Raw genomic sequence first — 20779 nt, forward strand, 5'->3', positions numbered from 1 at the left:
CAGGGCGTGGTGGCGGGGCAGGGCAGGGCGGGCGGTACCGGTGCGCCGGAGAAGAGCCCGGCCGATCCGTGGCGGGTGATCTCGGCCACCACGACCGCCTACAAGTCGGCCGGCCCGGTGGCCCGCGTACAGGCCTTCCGGGCCCGCCTGCGGTACACGCTGGACCGGCCGCTGACGCCCTATCTGCTGATCATCGGCTCGACGCTGTTGCTGGTGGTGCTCGGCCTGCTGATGGTCTTCTCCGCCTCGCAGATCCTCGCCCTGGGCCAGCACCGCTCGTCGCAGTTCTACTTCCTCAAGCAGCTGGTCGCGGCGATGCTCGGCCTCGTCCTGCTGATCGGCTTCGCGTCCGTGCCGGTCGCGGTGCTGCGGGTGATCACCTACCCGGTGATGTTCGGGGTGATCGGCGCGCTGGCGCTGGTCGCCGTCCCCGGCATCGGGGTGGAGGTCAACGGCAACCGGAACTGGCTGGATCTGGGCTTCTTCCAGTTCCAGCCGTCCGAGTTCGCCAAGCTCGCCCTGGTGCTCTGGGGCGCCGACCTGCTCGCCCGCAAACAGAAGAACGGCACCCTCGACCAGTGGAAGCACCTGCTCGTCCCGCTGGTCCCGGGCGCCCTGCTGCTGCTGGCGATGATCATGCTCGGCGGTGACATGGGCACCTCGATGATCCTGGTGGCCATGCTGTTCGGCCTGCTCTGGATGGTCGGCGCCCCGCTGCGGCTGTTCGTGGCCACCCTCGGCGTCGCCGTCGTGGTCTGCACCGCCCTGGTGGTGACCGTCCCGCACCGGGCCGAACGGCTCGCCTGCATCGGCGTCACCAAGCTCGACCCGGCCGGCGCCTGTTTCCAGGCCCTGCACGGCATTCAGGCGTTCGGGCTCGGCGGTCTCTTCGGCTCCGGGCTCGGCGCCGGCGTCGAGAAATGGGGCCAGCTCCCGGAGGCGCACACCGACTTCATCTTCGCCGCGACCGGCGAGGAACTGGGACTGGTGGGGACGCTGTCGGTGATCGGTCTCTTTGCGGCACTAGGCTACGCGGGTATCCGTGTGGCCATCGGTACGAAGGACCCCTTCGTCAGGTACGCCGCGGGAGCCGCCACCACGTGGATCATGGCGCAGGCCGTGATCAACCTCGGGTCGGCGCTGGGACTGCTGCCCATCGCGGGCGTCCCGCTCCCGCTGTTCTCCTACGGCGGTTCCGCCATGCTGTCGGCCATGTCCGCGATCGGTGTGCTGCTCTGCCTCGCACGCAGCACCTCGGGCGCGAAGGCGGCCCTGGCCGCCCGGAGCAAGAACTCCCGGATCAGGAGACGACTGGCCCGGGTGCTGCCACGACGACGAACCACAGCGCGCCCGGCCCCGGTGCCGGCGCGCAGGGAGCGGTGAATTTCGGTGCATGTCGTACTCGCCGGCGGGGGGACCGCCGGTCACATCGAGCCGGCCCTCGCCCTCGCGGACGCCCTCCGCAGGCACGACCCGTCCATCGGGATCACCGCCCTGGGCACCGAACGCGGTCTGGAGACCCGGCTGGTACCCGAGCGCGGCTACCAGCTGGAACTGATCCCGGCCGTCCCGCTGCCCCGCAAGCCCACCCCCGAGCTGATCACCGTCCCGGGCCGGCTGCGCGGCACCGTCCGGGCCGCCCAGGAGATCATCGAGCGGGTCAACGCCGACGTCGTGGTCGGCTTCGGCGGCTACGTCGCGATGCCGGCCTACCTGGCCGCCAAGCGGGCCGGCGTGCCGATCGTGGTGCACGAGGCCAACGCCCGGCCCGGCCTGGCCAACAAGATCGGCGCCCGGTACAGCGACTTCGTCGCCGTCTCCACGCCGGACAGCAAGCTGCGCGACTCCCGGTACATCGGCATCCCGCTGCGCCGGACCATCGCCACGCTGGACCGCAACGCGTCCCGCCCGGAGGCCCGGCACTACTTCGGCCTCGACCAGCGGCTGCCCACCCTGCTGGTCTCCGGCGGCTCGCAGGGCGCCCGCCGGCTCAACGAGACCGTCACCGCGATCGCGCCGCGGCTCCAGCAGTACGGCGTCCAGATCCTGCACGCGGTCGGCCCGAAGAACGAGCTGCCGCAGGTGGACGACATCCCCGGGATGCCGCCCTACCGCCCGGTGCCGTACGTGGACCGGATGGACCTCGCCTACGCGGCCGCCGACCTGATGCTCTGCCGGGCCGGCGCCATGACGGTGGCCGAGCTGGCCGCCGTCGGCCTGCCCGCCGCCTTCGTCCCGCTGCCGATCGGCAACGGCGAGCAGCGGCTGAACGCCCAGCCGATGGTCAAGGCCGGCGGCGGCCTGCTGGTCGACGACGCGGAGCTGACCCCGGACTGGGTGCTGCAGAACGTGCTGCCGGTGCTCACCGACCCGCAGAAGCTCTGGGACATGAGCCGCGCCGCCGCCGAGTTCGGCCGCCGGGACGCCGACGAGCTGCTGGTCGGCATGGTGTACGAGGCGATCGAGGCCGCCCGAGGTGGTCGCCGACGTGGCTGACGGCCGGCTCGCCGACCCTCTGGAGGAGGAGCTGGAGGCCGAGGAGTACGCTCCCCGGCTCCGGCTCTCCCGGCGGGGCATCGTGGTGCTGGGCGCGCTCGGCGCCGTGGTGCTCGGCGTGCTGGCCTGGCTGGTGTTCCTCTCGTCGGTCCTGGACGTGCGCAGCGTCTCGGTGCAGGGTGTTCAGGACGACAAGCTGACGGTCGGCCAGGTCCGCGCGGCGATCGGCGAGGTCGGCGACGGCCCGCTGGCCCGGGTGGACCTGGCCGACGTCGAGCGGCGGGTGAAGGCGATCCCGCGGGTGGCCGGGGCCGAGGTCTGGCGCGGCTGGCCGCACACGCTGCAGGTGAAGATCGTCCAACGCAAGGCGGTCGCCGCCGTCAAGGGGGAGGACGGCCAGTTCACCCAGGTCGACGCGGGCGGCGTGAGCTTCGCCACCGAGGCGACCGCCCCCGAGGGGGTGCCGGTGGTCGAGCTGCGGCTCGGTCAGCCGGCCCGGGACGCGGACTCGGTGATCACCCGTTCGCAGTTGGTGCAGGGCGCGGTGGCGGTGGCCGCCGGCCTGCCCGCCGAGGTCCGGCAGCGGGCCGGGGCGGTGCTGGTTCACTCCTACGACGACATCCAGCTGCAGCTCAGCGGGGGTGCGACGGTCCGCTGGGGGAGTCCGGAGCAGACTGATCGCAAGGCCCGGGTGCTGGTGGCGCTGCTGCATCAGAAGGGTACGAACTTCGATGTCAGCGCTCCGGAGGCGCCGGCGGTGTCCGGATGATCCGGTAGGTTCTCTGTCTGGGGGAGGGGTTGACGCGGGTTTCGTGTCGGCCTGACCCTTGGTGGTCACCCCGGTTTCATAAGCTGGTTGATGATCACATAGGCTCAAAAGAAAAAGGGAAGCTCGGCGTGTTCGTTGAAACACGTGCCCGGGGCCACCTAGTGTCCTGTGTCACCAGACTGTGTCCCCTGGTGATGTGACGGGGGCGCAGGACTAACCCTAAAGGTCAAGTTTAGGGTTGGGGTCGGCGGTCGGCATTTCAGACATTCAGTCAGAAACCAGGCTCCCTACCCATCGACATCCGTCGGAACGACACCCCACCGGGAGTCGGGCCGACCCGGAAATTCGAGGCGAGAGGCCTTCGACGTGGCAGCACCGCAGAACTACCTCGCAGTCATCAAGGTCGTCGGTATCGGCGGCGGTGGTGTCAACGCCATCAACCGGATGATCGAGGTCGGTCTCAAGGGCGTCGAGTTCATCGCGATCAACACCGATGCGCAGGCCCTCCTGATGAGCGACGCCGACGTCAAGCTCGATGTGGGCCGTGAACTCACCCGGGGCCTCGGCGCCGGCGCCAACCCCGAGGTCGGCCGGAAGGCCGCCGAGGACCACCGCGAGGAGATCGAGGAGGTCCTCAAGGGGGCCGACATGGTCTTCGTCACCGCCGGCGAGGGCGGCGGCACCGGCACCGGCGGCGCGCCCGTCGTGGCCAACATCGCCCGCTCGCTCGGTGCGCTGACCATCGGCGTGGTCACCCGCCCCTTCACCTTCGAGGGCCGGCGTCGCGCCAACCAGGCGGAGGACGGCATCGCCGGCCTGCGCGAAGAGGTCGACACCCTGATCGTGATCCCCAACGACCGGCTGCTGTCCATCTCGGACCGCCAGGTCAGCGTGCTGGACGCGTTCCGCTCCGCCGACCAGGTGCTGCTCTCCGGCGTCCAGGGCATCACCGACCTGATCACGACCCCGGGCCTGATCAACCTCGACTTCGCCGACGTCAAGTCCGTCATGTCGGACGCCGGCTCGGCGCTGATGGGCATCGGCTCCGCCCGCGGGGAGGACCGCGCCAAGGCCGCCGCCGTGATGGCGATCTCCTCGCCGCTGCTGGAGGCCTCGATCGACGGCGCCCGCGGCGTCCTGCTCTCCATCTCCGGCGGCTCCGACCTCGGCCTGTTCGAGATCAACGAGTCCGCCCAGCTGGTCAGCGAGGCCGCGCACCCCGAGGCCAACATCATCTTCGGTGCGGTCATCGACGACGCGCTCGGCGACGAGGTCCGTGTCACCGTGATCGCCGCGGGCTTCGACGGCGGCCAGCCGCCGGCCATCGTCCGCGACCCGGTGGTCAAGGCCGGCCAGTCGGCCCCGGCCGCCACGTCGGCCCCCGCCCCCGAGCGCCCGGCGACCCGGCCCTCGTACGGGAGCATCGGCTCGGTGACGGCCCGCCCGGAGGGTGAGACCGCCGGCTCGCCGCGTTCGGCCGAGGCCCCGTCCACCGCGACCGCGGCCCCGGTGCCCCCGCAGGTGCAGCCCGCCCGCCAGCCGTTCGTGGAGAGCCCCGCGGAGGAGCTCGACGTCCCGGACTTCCTTAAGTGATCGATCGCACGTCCCGCAACGGTGCTCACTTCGCCTTCACCACCCGGTGGGGCGGGGTGAGCACTTCGCCGTACGGGGGACTGAACCTCGGCGGCGCGGTGGGGGACGACCCGGCCGCCGTCCGGGAGAACCGGGCAATCGCGGCCCGCTCGCTGGGGCTCGACCCCGCGGACGTGGTCTGGATGAACCAGGTGCACGGCGCGGACGTCGCCGTCGTGACGGAGCGCCAGCCGGCGGGGGAGGCCCCGAGGGTGGACGCGGTGGTCACCGACCGGCCGCTGGCGCTGGCGGTACTGACCGCCGACTGCACCCCCGTCCTGCTGGCCGACCCGGTGGCGGGCGTGGCGGGGGCGGCCCACGCGGGCCGGCCCGGGCTCGCCGCAGGAGTGGTGCCGGCGGTGGTCGCGGCCATGGTGGAGCTGGGCGCCGAGCCGGGGCGGATCACCGCCGCGATCGGGCCCGCGGTCTGCGGCCGCTGCTACGAGGTGCCGGCCGGGCTGCGCGCCGAAGTCGCCGGGCTGGTGCCGGCCGCGTACGCCGAGACCTCCTGGGGCACGCCTGCCCTGGACCTGCCGGAAGGAGTGGCGGCTCAGCTGGCCGCTGCGGGAGTCACCGAGTTGGTGCGATCATCGGTCTGCACCCTCGAATCCTCCGATCACTACTCCTACCGCCGCGAGCAGCGCACGGGCCGGCTCGCGAGCTACGTCTGGTTGGGCTCTGAGATCTCATGACGAACGACATCTACGGACCGTTCCCGGGCGGTCGGGAATTCCTCGCGGCTCTGACGGAGGGCCAGCGGGCCCGGTTCGAGGAACTCGGGACCAACCTCGACGTCGTCGAGCGCCGGATCACCGACGCCTGTGCGGCCGCCGGGCGGCCGCGTGACGAGGTGAGGCTGGTCGTCGTCACCAAGACCTACCCGGCCGAGGACACCGCGCTGTTGGCCGCACTGGGCGTCACCGACGTCGCGGAGAACCGCGACCAGGACGCCGCTCCCAAGGCGGAGCAGTGCAGAAACCTTCCGCTGGACTGGCACTTCGTCGGCCAGCTGCAGACCAACAAGGTCCGCTCGGTGGTCCGGTACGCGAACCATGTGCACTCGGTGGACCGGCTGCGGCTGGTCGAATCGCTCTCCGCGGCGGTGCGGGCGGCCGAGCGGCCGGAGCTCGGGTGCCTGGTCCAGGTCGCGCTGGAGAAGGAGCAGGGCGAGGGCGAGGGTCGGGCCGGGGTCGCCCCGGCGGAGGTCGAGGCGCTGGCCGACGCGATCGCGCAGACGCCCGGGCTCCGGCTGGACGGTGTGATGACCGTCGCGCCGCTCGCCGGACCGCTCGCCGGAGACCCGGGCCGGGCGTTCGAGCGGCTGGCGGAAATCGCAACCGCCGTACGGACGGCCCATCCTGCTGCCACCATGGTTTCCGCAGGAATGAGTGGTGATCTGGAGCAGGCCGTTGCTGCCGGGGCGACACATGTGCGCGTCGGAACGGCGGTACTCGGAGTGCGGTCACCCCTCGGGTAACGTCACCGGGTAGTAGATCAGACTGCAGGACAAAATAGGACAGAAACTAGCAGCTTTCCAGAGCGCTAGCGAACCGTGGATCGCAGCTCCGCGGCCCCCACCCACGACTTCTGACCGGCCGCCGGCCTGACGGGCAGTCGTGGGCGGGTCGCGGAATCCGCAGGCAGGGTCGTACGGCCTGGCCGCCGGGACGGAGCCGGTCCGCAGAGCGAGCGGAGCGAGCGACCATCGGAAGGTGCGCGTTCGCGAAGCAGCCACCGAGCGCAGCGAGGTGGACATGAGCGGAGGAGACAGGAGCATGGCCGGCGCAATGCGCAAGATGGCGGTCTACCTCGGCCTCGTGGAGGACGAGACGTACGACGGTCAGGGGTACGACCCCGACGACGACTACGACGCGGACCCCGAGCCGATTCGCACCGGGCGGACGGAGGACATCCCCCGGCCGGCCTCTCCGGCGCCCGCCCCGGTCTCCTCGATCACGCCGCAGCCCGTGCCGGCCGCGGTCCCGATCCGGCAGGAGACTCCGAGGATGGCCCCAGTGTCGTCCATCACACCCGAACGCCGCCACAACCTGGAGAAGAGCGCCCCGGTGATCATGCCCAAGGTAGTGAACGAACGAGAGCCCTACCGCATCACCACGCTGCACCCCCGGACCTACAACGAGGCCCGTACCATCGGGGAACAGTTCCGTGGCGGGACCCCGGTGATCATGAATTTGACCGAGATGGACGACACTGACGCGAAGCGCCTCGTAGACTTCGCCGCTGGACTCGTCTTCGGTCTGCACGGCAGTATCGAGCGCGTGACACAGAAGGTGTTCCTGCTGTCGCCTGCTAACGTCGATGTCACGGCGGAGGACAAGGCTCGGATCGCCGAGGGTGGGTTCTTCAACCAGAGCTGACCCGGCCACGACTTTACGTGTGGATCTGATCGACAGTGAGTTAGCGACAGGCAGCAGGGCCCAAGGGCCGAGAACGCGGGGAGAGGGAAGCGCGATGGGGATCGTGTGGGCGGTGCTCTATTACGCGCTGACCGTCTTCCTGGTGTTCCTGCTTGTGCGGCTGGTGATGGACTGGGTGTTCCAGTTCGCGCGTTCGTGGCGGCCCGGCAAGGCCATGGTCCTGGTCCTGGAGGCCACGTACACTGTCACGGATCCGCCGCTCAAGCTTCTTCGGCGGTTCATCCCGCCGTTGCGTCTCGGGGGCGTGGCGCTCGACCTGTCCTTCTTCGTACTGATGATCATTGTGTATGTCCTGATCTCGCTTGTGCGGCCCTAGTCGTAGGTGAGCGATGCGACAGGATGCCGGTGTGCCGACGATCACGTTGAGGTGAAGAGATGCCATTGACCCCCGAGGACGTTCGGAACAAGCAGTTCACGACCGTCCGCCTGCGCGAAGGCTATGACGAGGACGAGGTCGATGCCTTCCTCGACGAGGTCGAGGCGGAGCTGACCCGCCTTCTCCGCGAGAACGAGGACCTGCGCGCCAAGCTGGCCGCCGCGACCCGTGCCGCCGCGCAGAACCAGGCCAACATGCGCAAGGAGCCGCCGCAGGACTCGCGTCCCGGCGCCCCCGTGCCGGCCGCCATATCCGGCCCGCCGGTCCCCGGCCAGCAGCAGGGTCCCGGCCCGCAGCAGATGGGTGGCCCCGGCGGTCCGCAGCAGATGGGCGGCCCGCAGCAGCAGCAGCAGATGGGCAACCAGCCTCTCGGCCTGCCGTCCGGCGCCCCGCAGCTCCCGGCCGGCCAGGGTGGCCCGATGGGCGGCCCGCAGCAGCAGATGAACCAGACCATGGGCGGCCAGCAGCAGCTGGTCCAGCCGATGGGCGGTCAGATGCTCCAGCCCATGGGCGGCCCCGGTGGCCCGCAGCAGATGGGCAACCCGATGGGCCAGGGCATGGGCCAGCAGCAGATGCAGCAGATGGGCGGCCCCATGGGCGGCCCGCAGCAGCAGCAGATGGGCGGCCCGCTCGGCGCCCCGATGCAGCAGCAGGGCCCCGGTGGCGACAGCGCGGCCCGCGTGCTGGCGCTCGCCCAGCAGACCGCCGACCAGGCGATCTCCGAGGCCCGTTCCGAGGCCAACAAGATCGTCGGCGAGGCGCGCAGCCGGGCCGAGGGCCTTGAGCGCGACGCCCGGGCCAAGGCCGACGCCCTGGAGCGGGACGCGCAGGAGAAGCACCGCGTCGCGATGGGCTCGCTGGAGTCCGCGCGGGCCACGCTGGAGCGCAAGGTCGAGGACCTGCGGGCGTTCGAGCGTGAGTACCGCACGCGTCTGAAGTCCTACCTGGAGACCCAGCTGCGCCAGCTGGAGTCGCAGGCGGACGACTCGCTCGCCCCGCCGCGCATCCCGGCCACCGCTTCGCTGCCGCCGGCCGCGTCGTCGATGGCTCCGGCCGGTGCGTCCGCGATGAGCAGCGGTGCGCCGAGCTTCGGTGGCAACCAGCCGTCCTTCGGTGGCAACCAGCCGTCGTTCGGTGGGCAGAGCTCGTTCGGCGGCAACTCCGGAGCGCCGAGCTTCGGCGGGCAGGCGTCGGGCGGCAACTCCGGTGCGCCGCAGATGCAGCCGGCCGGGATGACGCAGCCGATGGCGGCCGTCCGTCCGCAGCCTCCGCAGCCGATGCAGCAGGCGCCGGCGCCGATGCGCGGGTTCCTCATCGACGAGGACGGCGACAACTAAGCGGTACGCAGTACATCGAGGGCGCCCCCTCCGTGACCTCCGGGTCACGGTGGGGGCGCCCTCGTCTGTCCGGGGAACGGGCCGGGAACGGTGGGGGAGCGGGTGGGGGAACGGCGAAGCCGCCGTCACCGGGGAGGTGGCGGCGGCTTCGGCGGTTCGGTTCAGGCCTTGCGGAGCTGGAAGGCGAGGCCGAGGCTCTCGTCGGAGAAGATCTCGGACTCCCAGTCGGCGGCACCGGCGGCGAAGTCGGTGGCCAGGACCTCGTCGGCGACCAGGGGGCCGTGCTCGGCGATGGCCTCGGCGGTCTCCTCGGTGGTGGCGCGCCAGCGCAGGACGATCCGGTCGGCGACGTCCAGGCCGGAGTTCTTGCGGGCCTCCTGGATCTGGCGGATCGCGTCGCGGGCGACGCCCAGGCGCTTGAGCTCCGGGGTGATGGCCAGGTCGAGGGCGACGGTGGCGCCGGACTCGTTGGCGACGGCCCAGCCCTCGCGCGGGGTCTCGGTGATGATCACCTCGTCGGGCGAGAGGGAGATCCGCTCGCCGTTCAGCTCCACCGAGGCGGTGCCGGTGGCCCGCAGGTCGGCGGCGAGCACGGCGGCGTCGGCGGCGGCGACCGCCTTGGCGACGTCCTGCACGCCCTTGCCGAAACGCTTGCCGAGCGCACGGAAGTTGGCCTTGGCGGTGGTGTCCACCAGCGAGCCTCCCACCTGCGCCAGCGACTCCAGGGTGGAGACGTTGAGCTCCTCGGCGATCTGCGCGCGCAGGTCGGCCGGCAGCTCCTCCCAGCCCTGGGCGGCGATCAGCGCCCGGGAGAGCGGCTGACGGGTCTTCACGCCGGACTCGGCGCGGGTGGCCCGGCCCAGCTCGACCAGGCGGCGGACCAGCGCCATGTGGCGGGAGAGGTCGGCGTCGATCAGCGTCTCGTCCGCCTCCGGCCAGGTGGCGAGGTGGACCGAGGCCGGGGCGTCCGGGGCGACCGGGACGACCAGGTCCTGCCAGACCTGCTCGGTGATGAACGGGGTGAGCGGGGCCATCAGGCGGGTGACCGTCTCCAGCGCCTCGTGCAGGGTGGCGAGCGCGGCGGCGTCGCCCTGCCAGAAGCGGCGGCGGCCACGGCGGACGTACCAGTTGGAGAGGTCGTCGACGAAGCCGGAGAGCAGCTTGCCGGCGCGCTGGGTGTCGTACGCCTCGAAGGCCGAGTCGACCTCGCGGACGAGGGTGTTCAGCTCGGAGAGCACCCAGCGGTCCAGCTGCGGGCGGTCGGCCGGGGCCGGGTCGGCCGCCGAGGGGGACCAGCCGGAGGTGCGGGCGTACAGGGCCTGGAAGGCGACGGTGTTCCAGTAGGTGAGGAGGGTCTTGCGGACCACCTCCTGGATGGTGTTGTGGCCGACCCGGCGGGCCGACCAGGGCGAGCCGCCGGCCGCCATGAACCAGCGGACCGCGTCGGCGCCGTGCTGGTCCATCAGCGGGATCGGCTGCAGGATGTTGCCCAGGTGCTTGGACATCTTGCGGCCGTCCTCGGCCAGGATGTGGCCCAGGCAGACGACGTTCTCGTAGCTGTTCTTGTCGAACACCAGGGTGCCGACGGCCATCAGCGTGTAGAACCAGCCGCGGGTCTGGTCGATCGCCTCGGAGATGAACTGCGCCGGGTAGCGCTTCTCGAACAGCTCCTTGTTCTGGTACGGGTAGCCGTACTGGGCGAAGGGCATCGAGCCCGAGTCGTACCAGGCGTCGATCACCTCGGGCACCCGGGTCGCGGTGCCGGAGCACTCGCGGCAGGCGAAGGTGACGTCGTCGATGAACGGGCGGTGCGGGTCGAGGCCGCTCTGGTCGGTGCCGGCCAGCTCGGAGAGCTCGGCCAGCGAGCCGACGCAGGTGAGGTGACCCTCCTCGCAGCGCCAGATCGGCAGCGGGGTGCCCCAGTAGCGGTTGCGGCTGAGCGCCCAGTCGATGTTGTTGTTCAGCCAGTCGCCGAAGCGGCCGTGCTTGACCGTCTCCGGGAACCAGTTGGTGGCCTCGTTCTCGCGGATCAGCGCGTCCTTGACGGCGGTGGTCCGGATGTACCAGGACGGCTGCGCGTAGTAGAGCAGCGCGGTGTGGCAGCGCCAGCAGTGCGGGTAGCTGTGCTCGTACGGCAGGTGGCGGAAGAGCAGGCCGCGCTCCTTGAGGTCCGCGACCAGGGCCTCGTCGGCCTTCTTGAAGAACTGGCCGCCGATCAGCGGGACCTCGGGGGCGAAGGTGCCGTCGGCGAGCACCGGGTTGACCACCGGCAGGCCGTAGCGGCGGCAGGTCGCCAGGTCGTCCGCGCCGAAGGCGGGGGACTGGTGGACGATGCCGGTGCCGTCCTCGGTGGTGACGTAGTCGGCGTTGAGGACGTAGTGCGCGTTCTCGATCTCGACCAGGTCGAACGGGCGGCGGTAGGCCCAGCGCTCCATCTCGGCGCCGGTGAACGACCGGCCGGTGACCTCCCAGCCCTCGCCGAGGGCCTTGGCCAGCAGTGGCTCGGCGACGACCAGCTGCTCGTTGCCGTCGGTGGCCACCACGTAGGTGACCTCCGGGTGGACGGCGGCGGCGGTGTTGGAGACCAGGGTCCACGGGGTGGTCGTCCAGACCAGCAGCGAGGCCTGGCCGGCCAGCGGGCCGCCGGTCAGCGGGAAGCGGACGAAGACCGACGGGTCGACCACGGTCTCGTAGCCCTGGGCCAGCTCGTGGTCGGACAGGCCGGTGCCGCAGCGCGGGCACCAGGGGGCGACGCGGTGGTCCTGGACCAGCAGGCCCTTGTCGAAGATCTGCTTGAGCGACCACCAGACGGACTGGACGTAGGACGGGTCCATCGTCCGGTAGGCCTCGTCGAGGTCGACCCAGTACCCCATGCGGGTGGTCAGCTCGGTGAAGGCGTCGGTGTGGCGGGTCACCGACTCGCGGCACTTGGCGTTGAACTCGGCGATGCCGTACGCCTCGATGTCCTGCTTGCCGGAGAAGCCGAGCTCCTTCTCGACGGCCAGCTCGACCGGGAGGCCGTGACAGTCCCAGCCGGCCTTGCGGGCGACGTGGTAGCCCTTCATCGTCCGGTAGCGGGGGAAGACGTCCTTGAAGACGCGGGCCTCGATGTGGTGGGCGCCGGGCATGCCGTTGGCGGTCGGCGGGCCCTCGTAGAAGACCCACTCGGGGCGGCCCTCGGACTGCTCCAGGCTGCGCTGGAAGACCTTGTTGTCCTGCCAGAACGACAGGATCCGGTGCTCCAGGGCAGGCAGGTCGACCTGCGCGGGAACGGGGTTGTAGGTACTCATCGCGGGCGTCTACCTCCGGCGGATGCGTGGACGGGATCCGACGGAGGGACGAGACGGCATGCCGCCCCGCGGTACCACCCTCCTTGGCCGCGGTGCTGTCTGCGGCCCTCTTGTTTGGGCTTGCTGCCGGGTCTAGTGGGCCGCGGCGTACTGCCTGGGCCGTTCTTCCGGCGGCTCCGGGGTGATCTTCCCGCCGTGCACGCCCCCGGGCTCGCACCGTCCCCGGGTCGCTGGTGGCTGCGTACGTCGGTACTCGTCCCATCTGCGCCTTGCAGGCCCAGTGTATCGGCCGCCGCAAGTCGGTTCCGTCCGTCGCTGCGGCTGTCACCGGAGCGGCCCCCGAGAGGTGGTTAGGCGGGAGTGATCTGGGCACAACTCTGGTCAGCGCTCGGGGCGGGGCGGCTGTGGCGGCTGCCTGGGTGGGATCATGATGAGGCGCCGGTATGTCATGTTGTGACCGGTTTTGATGGGGATTATCGTTCCGGCACTGGAAGCCGCCGGGAACCGGCGGCTCGATTCGTTCGTAGATGGGGTCGAAGCCATGGCTGAGAAGGCAACCGGCGCGGGTACCGCCACCAAGCGGACACGCAAGGCCGTGGCAGGCGAACCAGGGGAGGGGACCGTGACCACTACCGCACGGCACAAGACCAGCAACGACACCGCCTTCGTGGCTCCCGGCCGCACCCGCACCGCGGCCGCCACCGCGGCCCGTGGCGGCGGCGCCGAATCGGTGGACCCGGCCGAGCTTCCCGTCCGCCCGGGCGAGGACCCGTGGACCTCGGAGGAGGTGCGCGAGCTGCACGCCGAGCTGATCAGCGAGCTGGACCGGCTGCAGAACGAGATCGACGCCGCCGAGGCCGCCATCACCGGGCTGATGCGTGACTCCAACGACGGAGCCGGCGACGACCAGGTGGACGCCGGTACGAAGAACATCTCGCGGGAGAGCGAGCTGGCCCTCGCCAACAACGCCCGGGACAGCCTCGCCCAGACCGAGCACGCCCTCGTGCGGCTGGAGGGCGTCGGCTTCGGCATCTGCGAATCCTGCGGGCAGGCCATCGGCAAGGCCCGGCTGCAGGCCTTCCCCCGGGCGACGCTCTGCGTCCAGTGCAAGGCCAAGCAGGAACGCCGCTGACCGGGACGACGCGGGGGGTCGGGCTTGCCGTACGCTCGACCCCGTAACGTCGCCCGACCGGCCCGGGTCGGTGACCAGCGGCCCACTCTCCCCCCCGCCTTCGACCGGGGGGATCCCCATCGGCAGCGGAGCGGATCATCAGTACGCAAGGTTCCCCCCAGACGCGGGACGAAGCCGTCCCCACCCCCGCCGAAGCCGTGGAGGAGGCCGTGGCCGAGCCCGGTGAGGTGACCGCCGTACCGGCGGAGCAGGAGGCGCCGAAGGGACGGCGGCGGATCGGCGTCCTGCTGACCGTCGCGCTGGTCGCCTTCCTGATCGACCTGGGGACCAAGCTGCTGGTTGTGGCCAGGCTCGAGAACCATGCGGCGATCAAGGTGATCGGCGACGTGATGACCTTCCAGGTGATCCGCAACTCCGGGGCCGCCTTCGGCATGGGCCAGGCGCTGACCATCGTCTTCACCGTGATCGCCTCGTCCGTCATCGTGGTGATCTGGCGGATCGCCCGCCGCCTCTACAGCCTCCCGTGGGCGATCGCGCTCGGGCTGCTGCTCGGCGGCGCCCTGGGCAACCTCACCGACCGGCTGTTCCGCGCGCCGAGCGCCTTCCGCGGCCACGTGGTGGACTTCATCTCCGTCCAGCACTTCGCGGTCTTCAACCTCGCCGACTCGGCGATCGTCTGCGGCGGCATCCTGGTCGTCCTGCTCTCCTTCCGCGGCAGCAACCCGGATGGCACCGTCCACCAGCAGGCCGAGAAGAGCGGGAAGGCCGACAGCGGCAAGGGCGAGTAGGACGCCCGGGCCCAGGGGCGGGACCGGACGGGTCAGGGGCCGGGCCCCGCGTCCGGCATACTCGTACGGGTGAGTACCGCAGCGCAGATCCGCAGCCTCCCCGTACCCGACGGCCTGGAGGGCGAGCGCCTCGACGCCGCCCTCGCCCGGATGTTCGGCTTCTCCCGGACGAAGGCCGCCGAGTTGGCCGCCGACGGCAAGGTGACGCTCGACGGCGCCGTGGCCGGCAAGTCGGACCGGGTGACCGCCGGCTCCTGGCTGGAGGTCGAGATCCCCGCCCCCGCCGCGCCCGTGCAGATCGTCGCCGAGCACGTCGAGGGCATGCGCATCGTCCACGACGACGAGGACATCGTGCTCGTCGACAAGCCGGTCGGCGTCGCCGCGCACCCCAGTCCCGGCTGGACCGGCCCGACCGTCATCGGCGGCCTCGCCGCGGCCGGCTACCGCATCTCCACCTCCGGCGCCGCCGAGCGCCAGGGCATCGTGCACCGGCTCGACGTCGGCACCTCCGGCCTGATGGTGGTCGCCAAGTCCGAGCGCGCGTACACCGACCTCAAGCGGCAGTTCCACGACCGGGTGACCGAGAAGAAGTACCACACGCTGGTGCAGGGCCACCCCGACCCGATGAGCGGCACCGTGGACGCGCCGATCGGGCGCCACCCCAGCTCCGACTGGAAGTGGGCGGTCACCCGTGACGGCAAGGCGTCCGTCACCCACTACGACCTGATCGAGGCCTACCGCGCCGCCTCGCTGCTGGACATCAAGCTGGAGACCGGCCGCACCCACCAGATCCGGGTCCACATGTCGGCGCTGCGCCACCCCTGCGTGGGCGACCTCACCTACGGCGCCGACCCGACGCTGGCCAAGCGGCTCGGGCTCACCCGGCAGTGGCTGCACGCGGTCTCGCTGGCCTTCGAGCACCCGTCGGACGGCGAGTGGGTGCAGTTCGGCAGCGAGTACCCGGCGGACCTCCGCAAGGCGCTGGACATCATCGCCTCGGAGAGCTGACATGAGCTCCTTCGCGGTACGGATCCGGGTGGCCGAGGGCGAGGACGACCTGGCGCTGGTGCACGGCGTCCGGCGCGAGGTGTTCATCGTCGAGCAGGGGATCGCCGAGGAGGAGGAGTGGGATCACCTCGACCCCACCTCCGAGCACCTGCTGGCGGTCGGGCCGGCCGGCGAGCCCCTGGGCACGGCCCGGCTGATCCACGGCGCGCAGGCGCTGGAGCTGACCGGCGGGACGGAGGGGCGGGTGCTGCTCGGGCGCCTCGCGGTCGTGAAGGCGGCGCGCGGGACCGGGCTGGGCGCCGAGCTGGTGCGGGCGGTCGAGGCGGCCGGGCGCGGGCGCGGGGCGCGTGAGGTGGAGCTGCACGCGCAGGTGCAGGCGCTGGGGTTCTACGAGCGGCTCGGGTACGCGGCGGAGGGGCGGGTCTACGAGGACGCGGGGATCCCGCACCGGACGATGACGCGGGTGCTGTAGGCCGCGGACGCCCCACCGTTAGGACATGTCGGGGCGCTAGGACACGTCGGGGCGCTCTCCCACGCGCAGGCGGGGGAGGGCGCCGGGGTGTTCGTCGCGGAGGTAGGCGATGAGCTGCTCGCGGATGTCGAAGCGGAGCCGGGCGGCGTCGTCGGGGTTGCGGGCGGTCATGGTGGCGCGGACCACGAGGGTGCTCGGGGTGGTGTCGGTGACCTGGAGGGCCCACTCGGCGCCGTCCCAGAGCGGGTTCTGCGCCAGCCGCTCGTGCAGGGCGGTGCGGAGGCGGTCGACCGGGGTGGTGTGGTCGAGGTGGAGGACGACCGCGGCGAGCAGGCCAGGGTCGCGGCGGGTCCAGTTCTCGAAGGGCTTGTTGACGAAGTAGGAGACCGGGACGATCAGCCGCCGGTAGTCCCAGAGCCGCACCACCAGGTAGGAGAGGGTGATCTCCTCGACGGTGCCCTGATGGCCGTCGACGACCACGGTGTCGCCGATCCGGACGGTGTCGCCGAAGGCGATCTGCAGGCCGGCGAAGAAGTTGCCCAGGGTGCCCTGGAGCGCGATGCCGGCCACGATGCCGAGGATGCCGGCCGAGGCGAGCAGGCTGGCGCCGATGGTGCGCATCGCGGAGAAGGTCAGCAGCATCACGGCGACGGTGACCACCACGATCACCGCGCTGGCCACCCGGCGGAGCATGCTGATCTGGGTGTGCACCCGCTGCACCCGGGCCTGGTCGTCGGCGACCGTCTCGTACCGGCTGAGGAGCGCCTCCAGGGCGGCCGCCACCACCCGGACGGTGAGCCAGCCCAGGGCGGCCAGCAGGAGGAGCAGCTCCGCGTGGTGCACGTTGTCGTCGTGCAGGTCGAAGATCCGCTCCAGCGGGCCGGTCGCGAGCAACAGGGCCGAGAGGACCACGAGTTGCAGCGGGATGCGGCAGCGGCGCAGCAGCGGCCAGACCGGGGCGTCGGGGTTGTCGGCGGCGACGCGCTGGAGCACCTGGTCGACGATCCAGCCGATCACCAGGGTGGCGGCGACGATGGCGAGCAGGGTGAACAGCGGCCGGAGCACGGGCACCTCGTCGTCGGTGGGCCTTCGCGGGCTTCGCGGTGGCAGGGCGGGACGTGCGTACGATACCCGGGCGTAGTCGGGTGAATCGGGCGAATCGATGCGGTCCGGCCCGCGGATGTCCCGGGCGGCCTTATCGGACGCCTACCGGCCCGGCGGATACGATCACCGACCATGGAGCTCGGTGGGGCGTGGCGCCGGTGGCGCGGTCGCGGAACGGCGGCCGGACGGAGGCTGCTGGCCGGCGTGGTGGCCCTGGTGGCGGTGGCCGGCGCAGGTACGGCGGTGGCCGTGGCGGACGGCGGGAAACAGACGGTCCTCCAGGAGGATCGTTTCCTCGGCATGCCGGAGACGCCGGGCAGCGACCGGCAGATCCAGCTGGACACCTCCTTCTTCACCACCGGGACGAGCCCGCGCCCGGCGGTCCTGCTCGGCCACGGCTTCGGCGGCTCCAAGGAGGGCGAGCGCGAGCGGGCCCAGCAGCTGGCCCGGCAGGGCTACGCGGTGCTGACCTGGTCGGCGCGCGGCTTCGGACACTCCGGCGGGAAGATCGGCCTCAACGCGCCCGACCGCGAGGTGCAGGACGTCAAGCACCTCGTCGACTGGCTGGCCCAGCGGCCGGAGGTGCAGCTGGACGGGCCCGGCGACCCGCGGGTGGGCATCACCGGCGCCTCGTACGGCGGGGCGGTGGCGCTGCTCGGCTCCGCCTACGACAGCCGGATCGACGCGGTCGCCAGCCAGATCACCTGGTGGAACCTGGCCGACGCGCTGTTCCCGCAGGGGGTGCGGGGCTCGGGCGCGGTGGACGGGGTGTTCAAGAAGCTCTGGGCCGGGATCTTCTTCACCACCGGCTCCGCTGGGGACCTCGGCCCGTCCGGCGGTGCGCCGCGGCCCACGGCGGGGGCCCGCTCGGGTGGTCCCCAGGACGGCGCGGGGGACGGGACGGTCGGCTGCGGACGGTTCCTGGACGAGCTCTGCCGGATGTACGACCGGGTCGCGACCGCCGGGCACGCCGACCCGGAGGCGGTCGCGCTGCTGGAGCGCTCCAGCCCGTCCTCGGTAGCCGCCCGGCTCAAGGCACCCACCCTGGTCGTCCAGGGCCAACAGGACTCGCTGTTCCCACTCGACCAGGGCGACGCGATCGCCCGGGCGGTCGCGGCCAACGGTGCTCCGGTCGCGGTGGACTGGTTCGCCGGCGGGCACGACGGAGGCACCGACACCAGCGCCCGGGTCGACGACCGGGTGAGCGCCTGGTTCGACCACTATCTGAGGAATACGGGGAACGACACCGGGCCGGCGTTCCGGGTCACCCGCACCGGCGGGGTCGACTCCACCGGCTTCCAGGCCGTGCTGCGCGGCGCCACCGCCGACACCTACCCGGGCCTCGGCGGCACCGGCTCGCGCACCGTCGAGCTGAAGAGCGGCACGGCCGGCGCCGAGCAGACCTTCGCCAACCCGCCCGGCGGCGCCCCGCCGAACATCTCCGCACTGCCCGGCGTCGGCGCGCTCAGCCAGGCCGCCGCCCTGGGCGCCGGGCTCTCACTGGACTTCCCCGGCCAGCACGCCACCTTCGACAGCGCGCCGCTGGACGGCCCGCTGCACCTGACCGGACAGCCCACCGTGCCGATCCGGGTACAGGCCGACAGGCCGGACGCGGTGCTCTTCGCCAAGCTGTACGACGTCGGGCCGGACGGCAAGCAGAGCCTGCCGCAGCAACTGGCCGTCCCGCTCCGGGTGACCGGCGCCGACGCGGCCGGCACGGGGGTCCCCCCGGTCGGAGGCTGGGGGAAGACCGTCACCGTGGCGCTGCCCGCCGTCGACCACACCTTCCCCGCCGGGCACCGGCTGCGGCTGGTGCTGGCCGCCACCGACCTGGCGTACGCCTCGCCCGCCGAGCCGGCCACCTACCGGGCGGCCGTGGCCGGGGCGCTCACCGCGCCGACCGTCGACGGGCTGGTCACCGAGGCGGCGCCGCTGCCCGCGCGGACCTGGATGCTGCCGCTGGCCGCCGTCGCCGTGGCGGCCGCACTGCTCCTGCTGCCGCGGCTGCGCCGTCGCGGCCGGCGCGCCCGCGGGCTCGCGTACGACCCGGCGCTGGCCGGGGTGCCACTGCAGATCACCGGCCTGAGCAAGCGCTACAAGGGCGCCGCCGACCGGTACGCCGTCCGGGAGTTGGGCTTCCGGGTGGAGCAGGGGCAGGTGCTCGGCCTGCTCGGGCCCAACGGCGCGGGCAAGACCACCACACTGCGGATGCTGATGGGCCTGATCCGGCCCGACGAGGGCGAGATAAGGATCTTCGGCCACCTGGTGCGCCCGGGCACGCCGGTGCTCTCGCGGGTCGGCGCCTTCGTGGAGGGAGCCGGGTTCCTGCCGCATCTCAGCGGCCGGGCCAACCTGCGGCTCTACTGGCAGGCCACCGGCCGCCCGGAGGCGGACGCCCACTTGGAGGAGGCGCTGGCCATCGCCGGGCTCGGCGAGGCGCTGGACCGGGCGGTACGCACCTACTCGCAGGGCATGCGCCAGCGCCTCGCCATCGCCCAGGCCATGCTCGGCCTGCCGGACCTGCTGATCCTGGACGAGCCGACCAACGGGCTGGACCCGCCGCAGATCCGCGAGATGCGCGAGGTGATGATCCGGTACGCGGCCGCCGGGCGGACCGTCATCGTCTCCAGCCACCTCCTCTCCGAGGTGGAGCAGAGCTGCACCGACCTGGTGGTGATGGACCGCGGCCGGCTGGTCACCACGGGCGCCGTGGCCGAGATCGTCGGCGCGGGCGAGCTGCTGCTGGTCGGCACCCCGGCCTCGTACGCACCGGAGGAGTTGGCGGCGGCCGCCGACAAGGCGGGCGCGCTGGCCGGTGTCGGCTCGGCGGAGGCGGTCGAGGGCGGGCTGCTGGTGCGGCTGGACGGCATGGCGGCCAGTCAGCTGCTGGCCGAGCTGGTCCGCCTCGGCGTGCCGGTGGAGCGGGCCGGCCCGCACCGCCGGCTGGAGGACGCGTTCCTGTCGTTGATCGGAGGCTCGGCATGAGCGAGCGAGGCGAGCGAATGATCGAGGGGTGCGCGTTGTGCGAAGCGCCTGCCGTGGGAAGCGGGGTGGGCGCGTGAGTACGGTTGTCTCGCCGGACCACGCCGCCGGCTACCGGGCGGGCCGGACGCTGCCGTTGCGGGTCGAGGCGATGCGCCAGCTCCGGCGCCGCCGGACCATGGTGATCGGCGGGGTGCTGGCGGCGATGCCGTTCGTCATCCTGGCCGCGTTCCAGATCGGCGGCACGCCGGGCCGGACCGACCGGACCACCTTCATCGAGCTGGCCACCGCCTCGGGGCCCAACTTCGCGACCACCATGCTCTTCATGGGCACCGGCTTCCTGCTGGTGATCCCGGTCGCGCTGTTCTGCGGGGACACGGTGGCCTCGGAGGCGAGCTGGTCCTCGCTGCGTTACCTGCTGGCCGCGCCGGTGCCCCGGGCCCGGCTGCTGGCGCGCAAGTTCGCGGTGGGGCTGGCGTTCTCGGCGGCCGCCGTGGTGCTGCTGCCGGCGCTCGGCCTGCTGGTGGGCACCGCCGCGTACGGCTGGGGGGACTTGAAGCTGCCGGCCGGGATGAGCCTGTCGGCGGGGGAGGCGCTGCCGCGGCTCGCGCTCGCGGTGGCGTTCGTCTTCCTGAGCGAGGTGGTGATCGCGGCGCTGGCGTTCTGGCTCTCCACCGCGACGGACGCGCCGCTGGGGGCGGTCGGCGGGGCGGTGTTCGCCTCGATCATCACCGGGGTGCTGGACGCCGTCACGGCGCTCGGCGGCCTGCGTGAGTGGCTGCCCGCGCACTGGCAGTACGCCTGGGCGGACGCCCTGCAGCCACAGCTGGAGTGGGGTGGCATGGTGCAGGGCGTCTCGCTGTCGCTCTCGTACGCCGTGGTGCTGCTGGCGTTGGCGTTCCGCGGCTTCGCCCGCAAGGACGTGGTGTCCTGAGGGGTGCGCCTCGGCGGGCGC

17 protein-coding genes are annotated in these 20779 nt (G+C 72.1%); 15 read left to right on the forward strand and 2 right to left on the reverse strand.

From position 1 onward, the window contains the following. The first annotated feature begins 6 nt into the window (after positions 1-6). From ftsW to ACZ6NC_RS03900, 9 genes are all read left to right on the forward strand, one after another. Positions 7-1383 carry a putative lipid II flippase FtsW gene (gene ftsW / locus ACZ6NC_RS03860; RefSeq protein WP_465728651.1) on the forward strand — a complete coding sequence of 459 codons (1377 nt, stop codon included), beginning with the start codon at positions 7-9 and terminating at the stop codon, positions 1381-1383. Between the two features lie 6 nt (positions 1384-1389). Then, entirely contained in the window at positions 1390-2496 is a 1107-nt protein-coding gene (murG, locus tag ACZ6NC_RS03865) for an undecaprenyldiphospho-muramoylpentapeptide beta-N-acetylglucosaminyltransferase (protein ID WP_465728653.1), read from the forward strand. Then, complete coding sequence (locus ACZ6NC_RS03870) at positions 2489-3265, forward strand: cell division protein FtsQ/DivIB (RefSeq protein WP_465728655.1); 777 nt, start codon at positions 2489-2491, stop codon at positions 3263-3265. Before murG ends, ACZ6NC_RS03870 begins: the two co-directional genes overlap by 8 nt. 366 nt (positions 3266-3631) lie before the next feature. After that, complete coding sequence (gene ftsZ / locus ACZ6NC_RS03875) at positions 3632-4858, forward strand: cell division protein FtsZ (RefSeq protein ID WP_465728657.1); 1227 nt, start codon at positions 3632-3634, stop codon at positions 4856-4858. After that, a complete protein-coding gene (gene pgeF / locus ACZ6NC_RS03880; protein ID WP_465728659.1) occupies positions 4855-5589 on the forward strand; it encodes a peptidoglycan editing factor PgeF in 735 nt (244 codons plus the stop codon). The genes ftsZ and pgeF overlap by 4 nt, the downstream gene beginning before the upstream one ends. After that, positions 5586-6374 carry a YggS family pyridoxal phosphate-dependent enzyme gene (locus ACZ6NC_RS03885; RefSeq protein ID WP_465728661.1) on the forward strand — a complete coding sequence of 263 codons (789 nt, stop codon included), beginning with the start codon at positions 5586-5588 and terminating at the stop codon, positions 6372-6374. Before pgeF ends, ACZ6NC_RS03885 begins: the two co-directional genes overlap by 4 nt. A gap of 298 nt (positions 6375-6672) precedes the next feature. Then, the gene (locus ACZ6NC_RS03890) at positions 6673-7275 is read left to right on the forward strand and encodes a cell division protein SepF (RefSeq protein ID WP_030391444.1); all 603 of its coding nucleotides are present in this window, start codon (positions 6673-6675) and stop codon (positions 7273-7275) included. 94 nt (positions 7276-7369) lie between these two features. Beyond that, the gene (locus tag ACZ6NC_RS03895) at positions 7370-7651 is read left to right on the forward strand and encodes a YggT family protein (protein ID WP_148645520.1); all 282 of its coding nucleotides are present in this window, start codon (positions 7370-7372) and stop codon (positions 7649-7651) included. A 59-nt stretch (positions 7652-7710) separates the two neighbouring features. Next, positions 7711-9048: a DivIVA domain-containing protein gene (locus tag ACZ6NC_RS03900; protein ID WP_465728663.1), complete on the forward strand. Its 1338-nt coding sequence runs from the start codon at positions 7711-7713 to the stop codon at positions 9046-9048. Between the two features lie 161 nt (positions 9049-9209). Here the strand turns inward: ACZ6NC_RS03900 and ileS are convergent, their stop codons facing one another. Then, complete coding sequence (gene ileS, locus ACZ6NC_RS03905; RefSeq protein WP_465728665.1) at positions 9210-12338, reverse strand: isoleucine--tRNA ligase; 3129 nt, start codon at positions 12336-12338, stop codon at positions 9210-9212. Positions 12339-12960: 622 nt separating this feature from the next. Here ileS and ACZ6NC_RS03910 point away from each other — a divergent pair. The 4 genes from ACZ6NC_RS03910 (at position 12961) to ACZ6NC_RS03925 (ending at position 15738) form a co-directional block, all read left to right on the forward strand. After that, positions 12961-13470: a TraR/DksA family transcriptional regulator gene (locus tag ACZ6NC_RS03910; protein WP_465728667.1), complete on the forward strand. Its 510-nt coding sequence runs from the start codon at positions 12961-12963 to the stop codon at positions 13468-13470. A gap of 209 nt (positions 13471-13679) precedes the next feature. Next, entirely contained in the window at positions 13680-14258 is a 579-nt protein-coding gene (gene lspA, locus ACZ6NC_RS03915) for a signal peptidase II (RefSeq protein WP_465728669.1), read from the forward strand. A gap of 69 nt (positions 14259-14327) precedes the next feature. Beyond that, positions 14328-15266 (forward strand): RluA family pseudouridine synthase, encoded by a 939-nt coding sequence (locus tag ACZ6NC_RS03920; protein ID WP_465728671.1) that lies wholly within the window; start codon positions 14328-14330, stop codon positions 15264-15266. A 1-nt stretch (position 15267) separates the two neighbouring features. Continuing rightward, a complete protein-coding gene (locus ACZ6NC_RS03925; RefSeq protein WP_465728673.1) occupies positions 15268-15738 on the forward strand; it encodes a GNAT family N-acetyltransferase in 471 nt (156 codons plus the stop codon). 36 nt (positions 15739-15774) lie between these two features. Here the strand turns inward: ACZ6NC_RS03925 and ACZ6NC_RS03930 are convergent, their stop codons facing one another. Next, positions 15775-16809 carry a mechanosensitive ion channel family protein gene (locus ACZ6NC_RS03930; protein WP_465728675.1) on the reverse strand — a complete coding sequence of 345 codons (1035 nt, stop codon included), beginning with the start codon at positions 16807-16809 and terminating at the stop codon, positions 15775-15777. A 165-nt stretch (positions 16810-16974) separates the two neighbouring features. Between ACZ6NC_RS03930 and ACZ6NC_RS03935 the strand changes: the two genes are divergently transcribed. Then, positions 16975-19827, forward strand: coding sequence for an alpha/beta fold hydrolase (locus tag ACZ6NC_RS03935; RefSeq protein ID WP_465728677.1), 2853 nt, complete (start codon positions 16975-16977; stop codon positions 19825-19827). Positions 19828-19900: 73 nt separating this feature from the next. After that, positions 19901-20758, forward strand: coding sequence for an ABC transporter permease (locus tag ACZ6NC_RS03940; RefSeq protein ID WP_465728679.1), 858 nt, complete (start codon positions 19901-19903; stop codon positions 20756-20758). Positions 20759-20779: the final 21 nt, after the last annotated feature.

The organism is Kitasatospora sp. NPDC041988, from assembly GCF_055588525.1.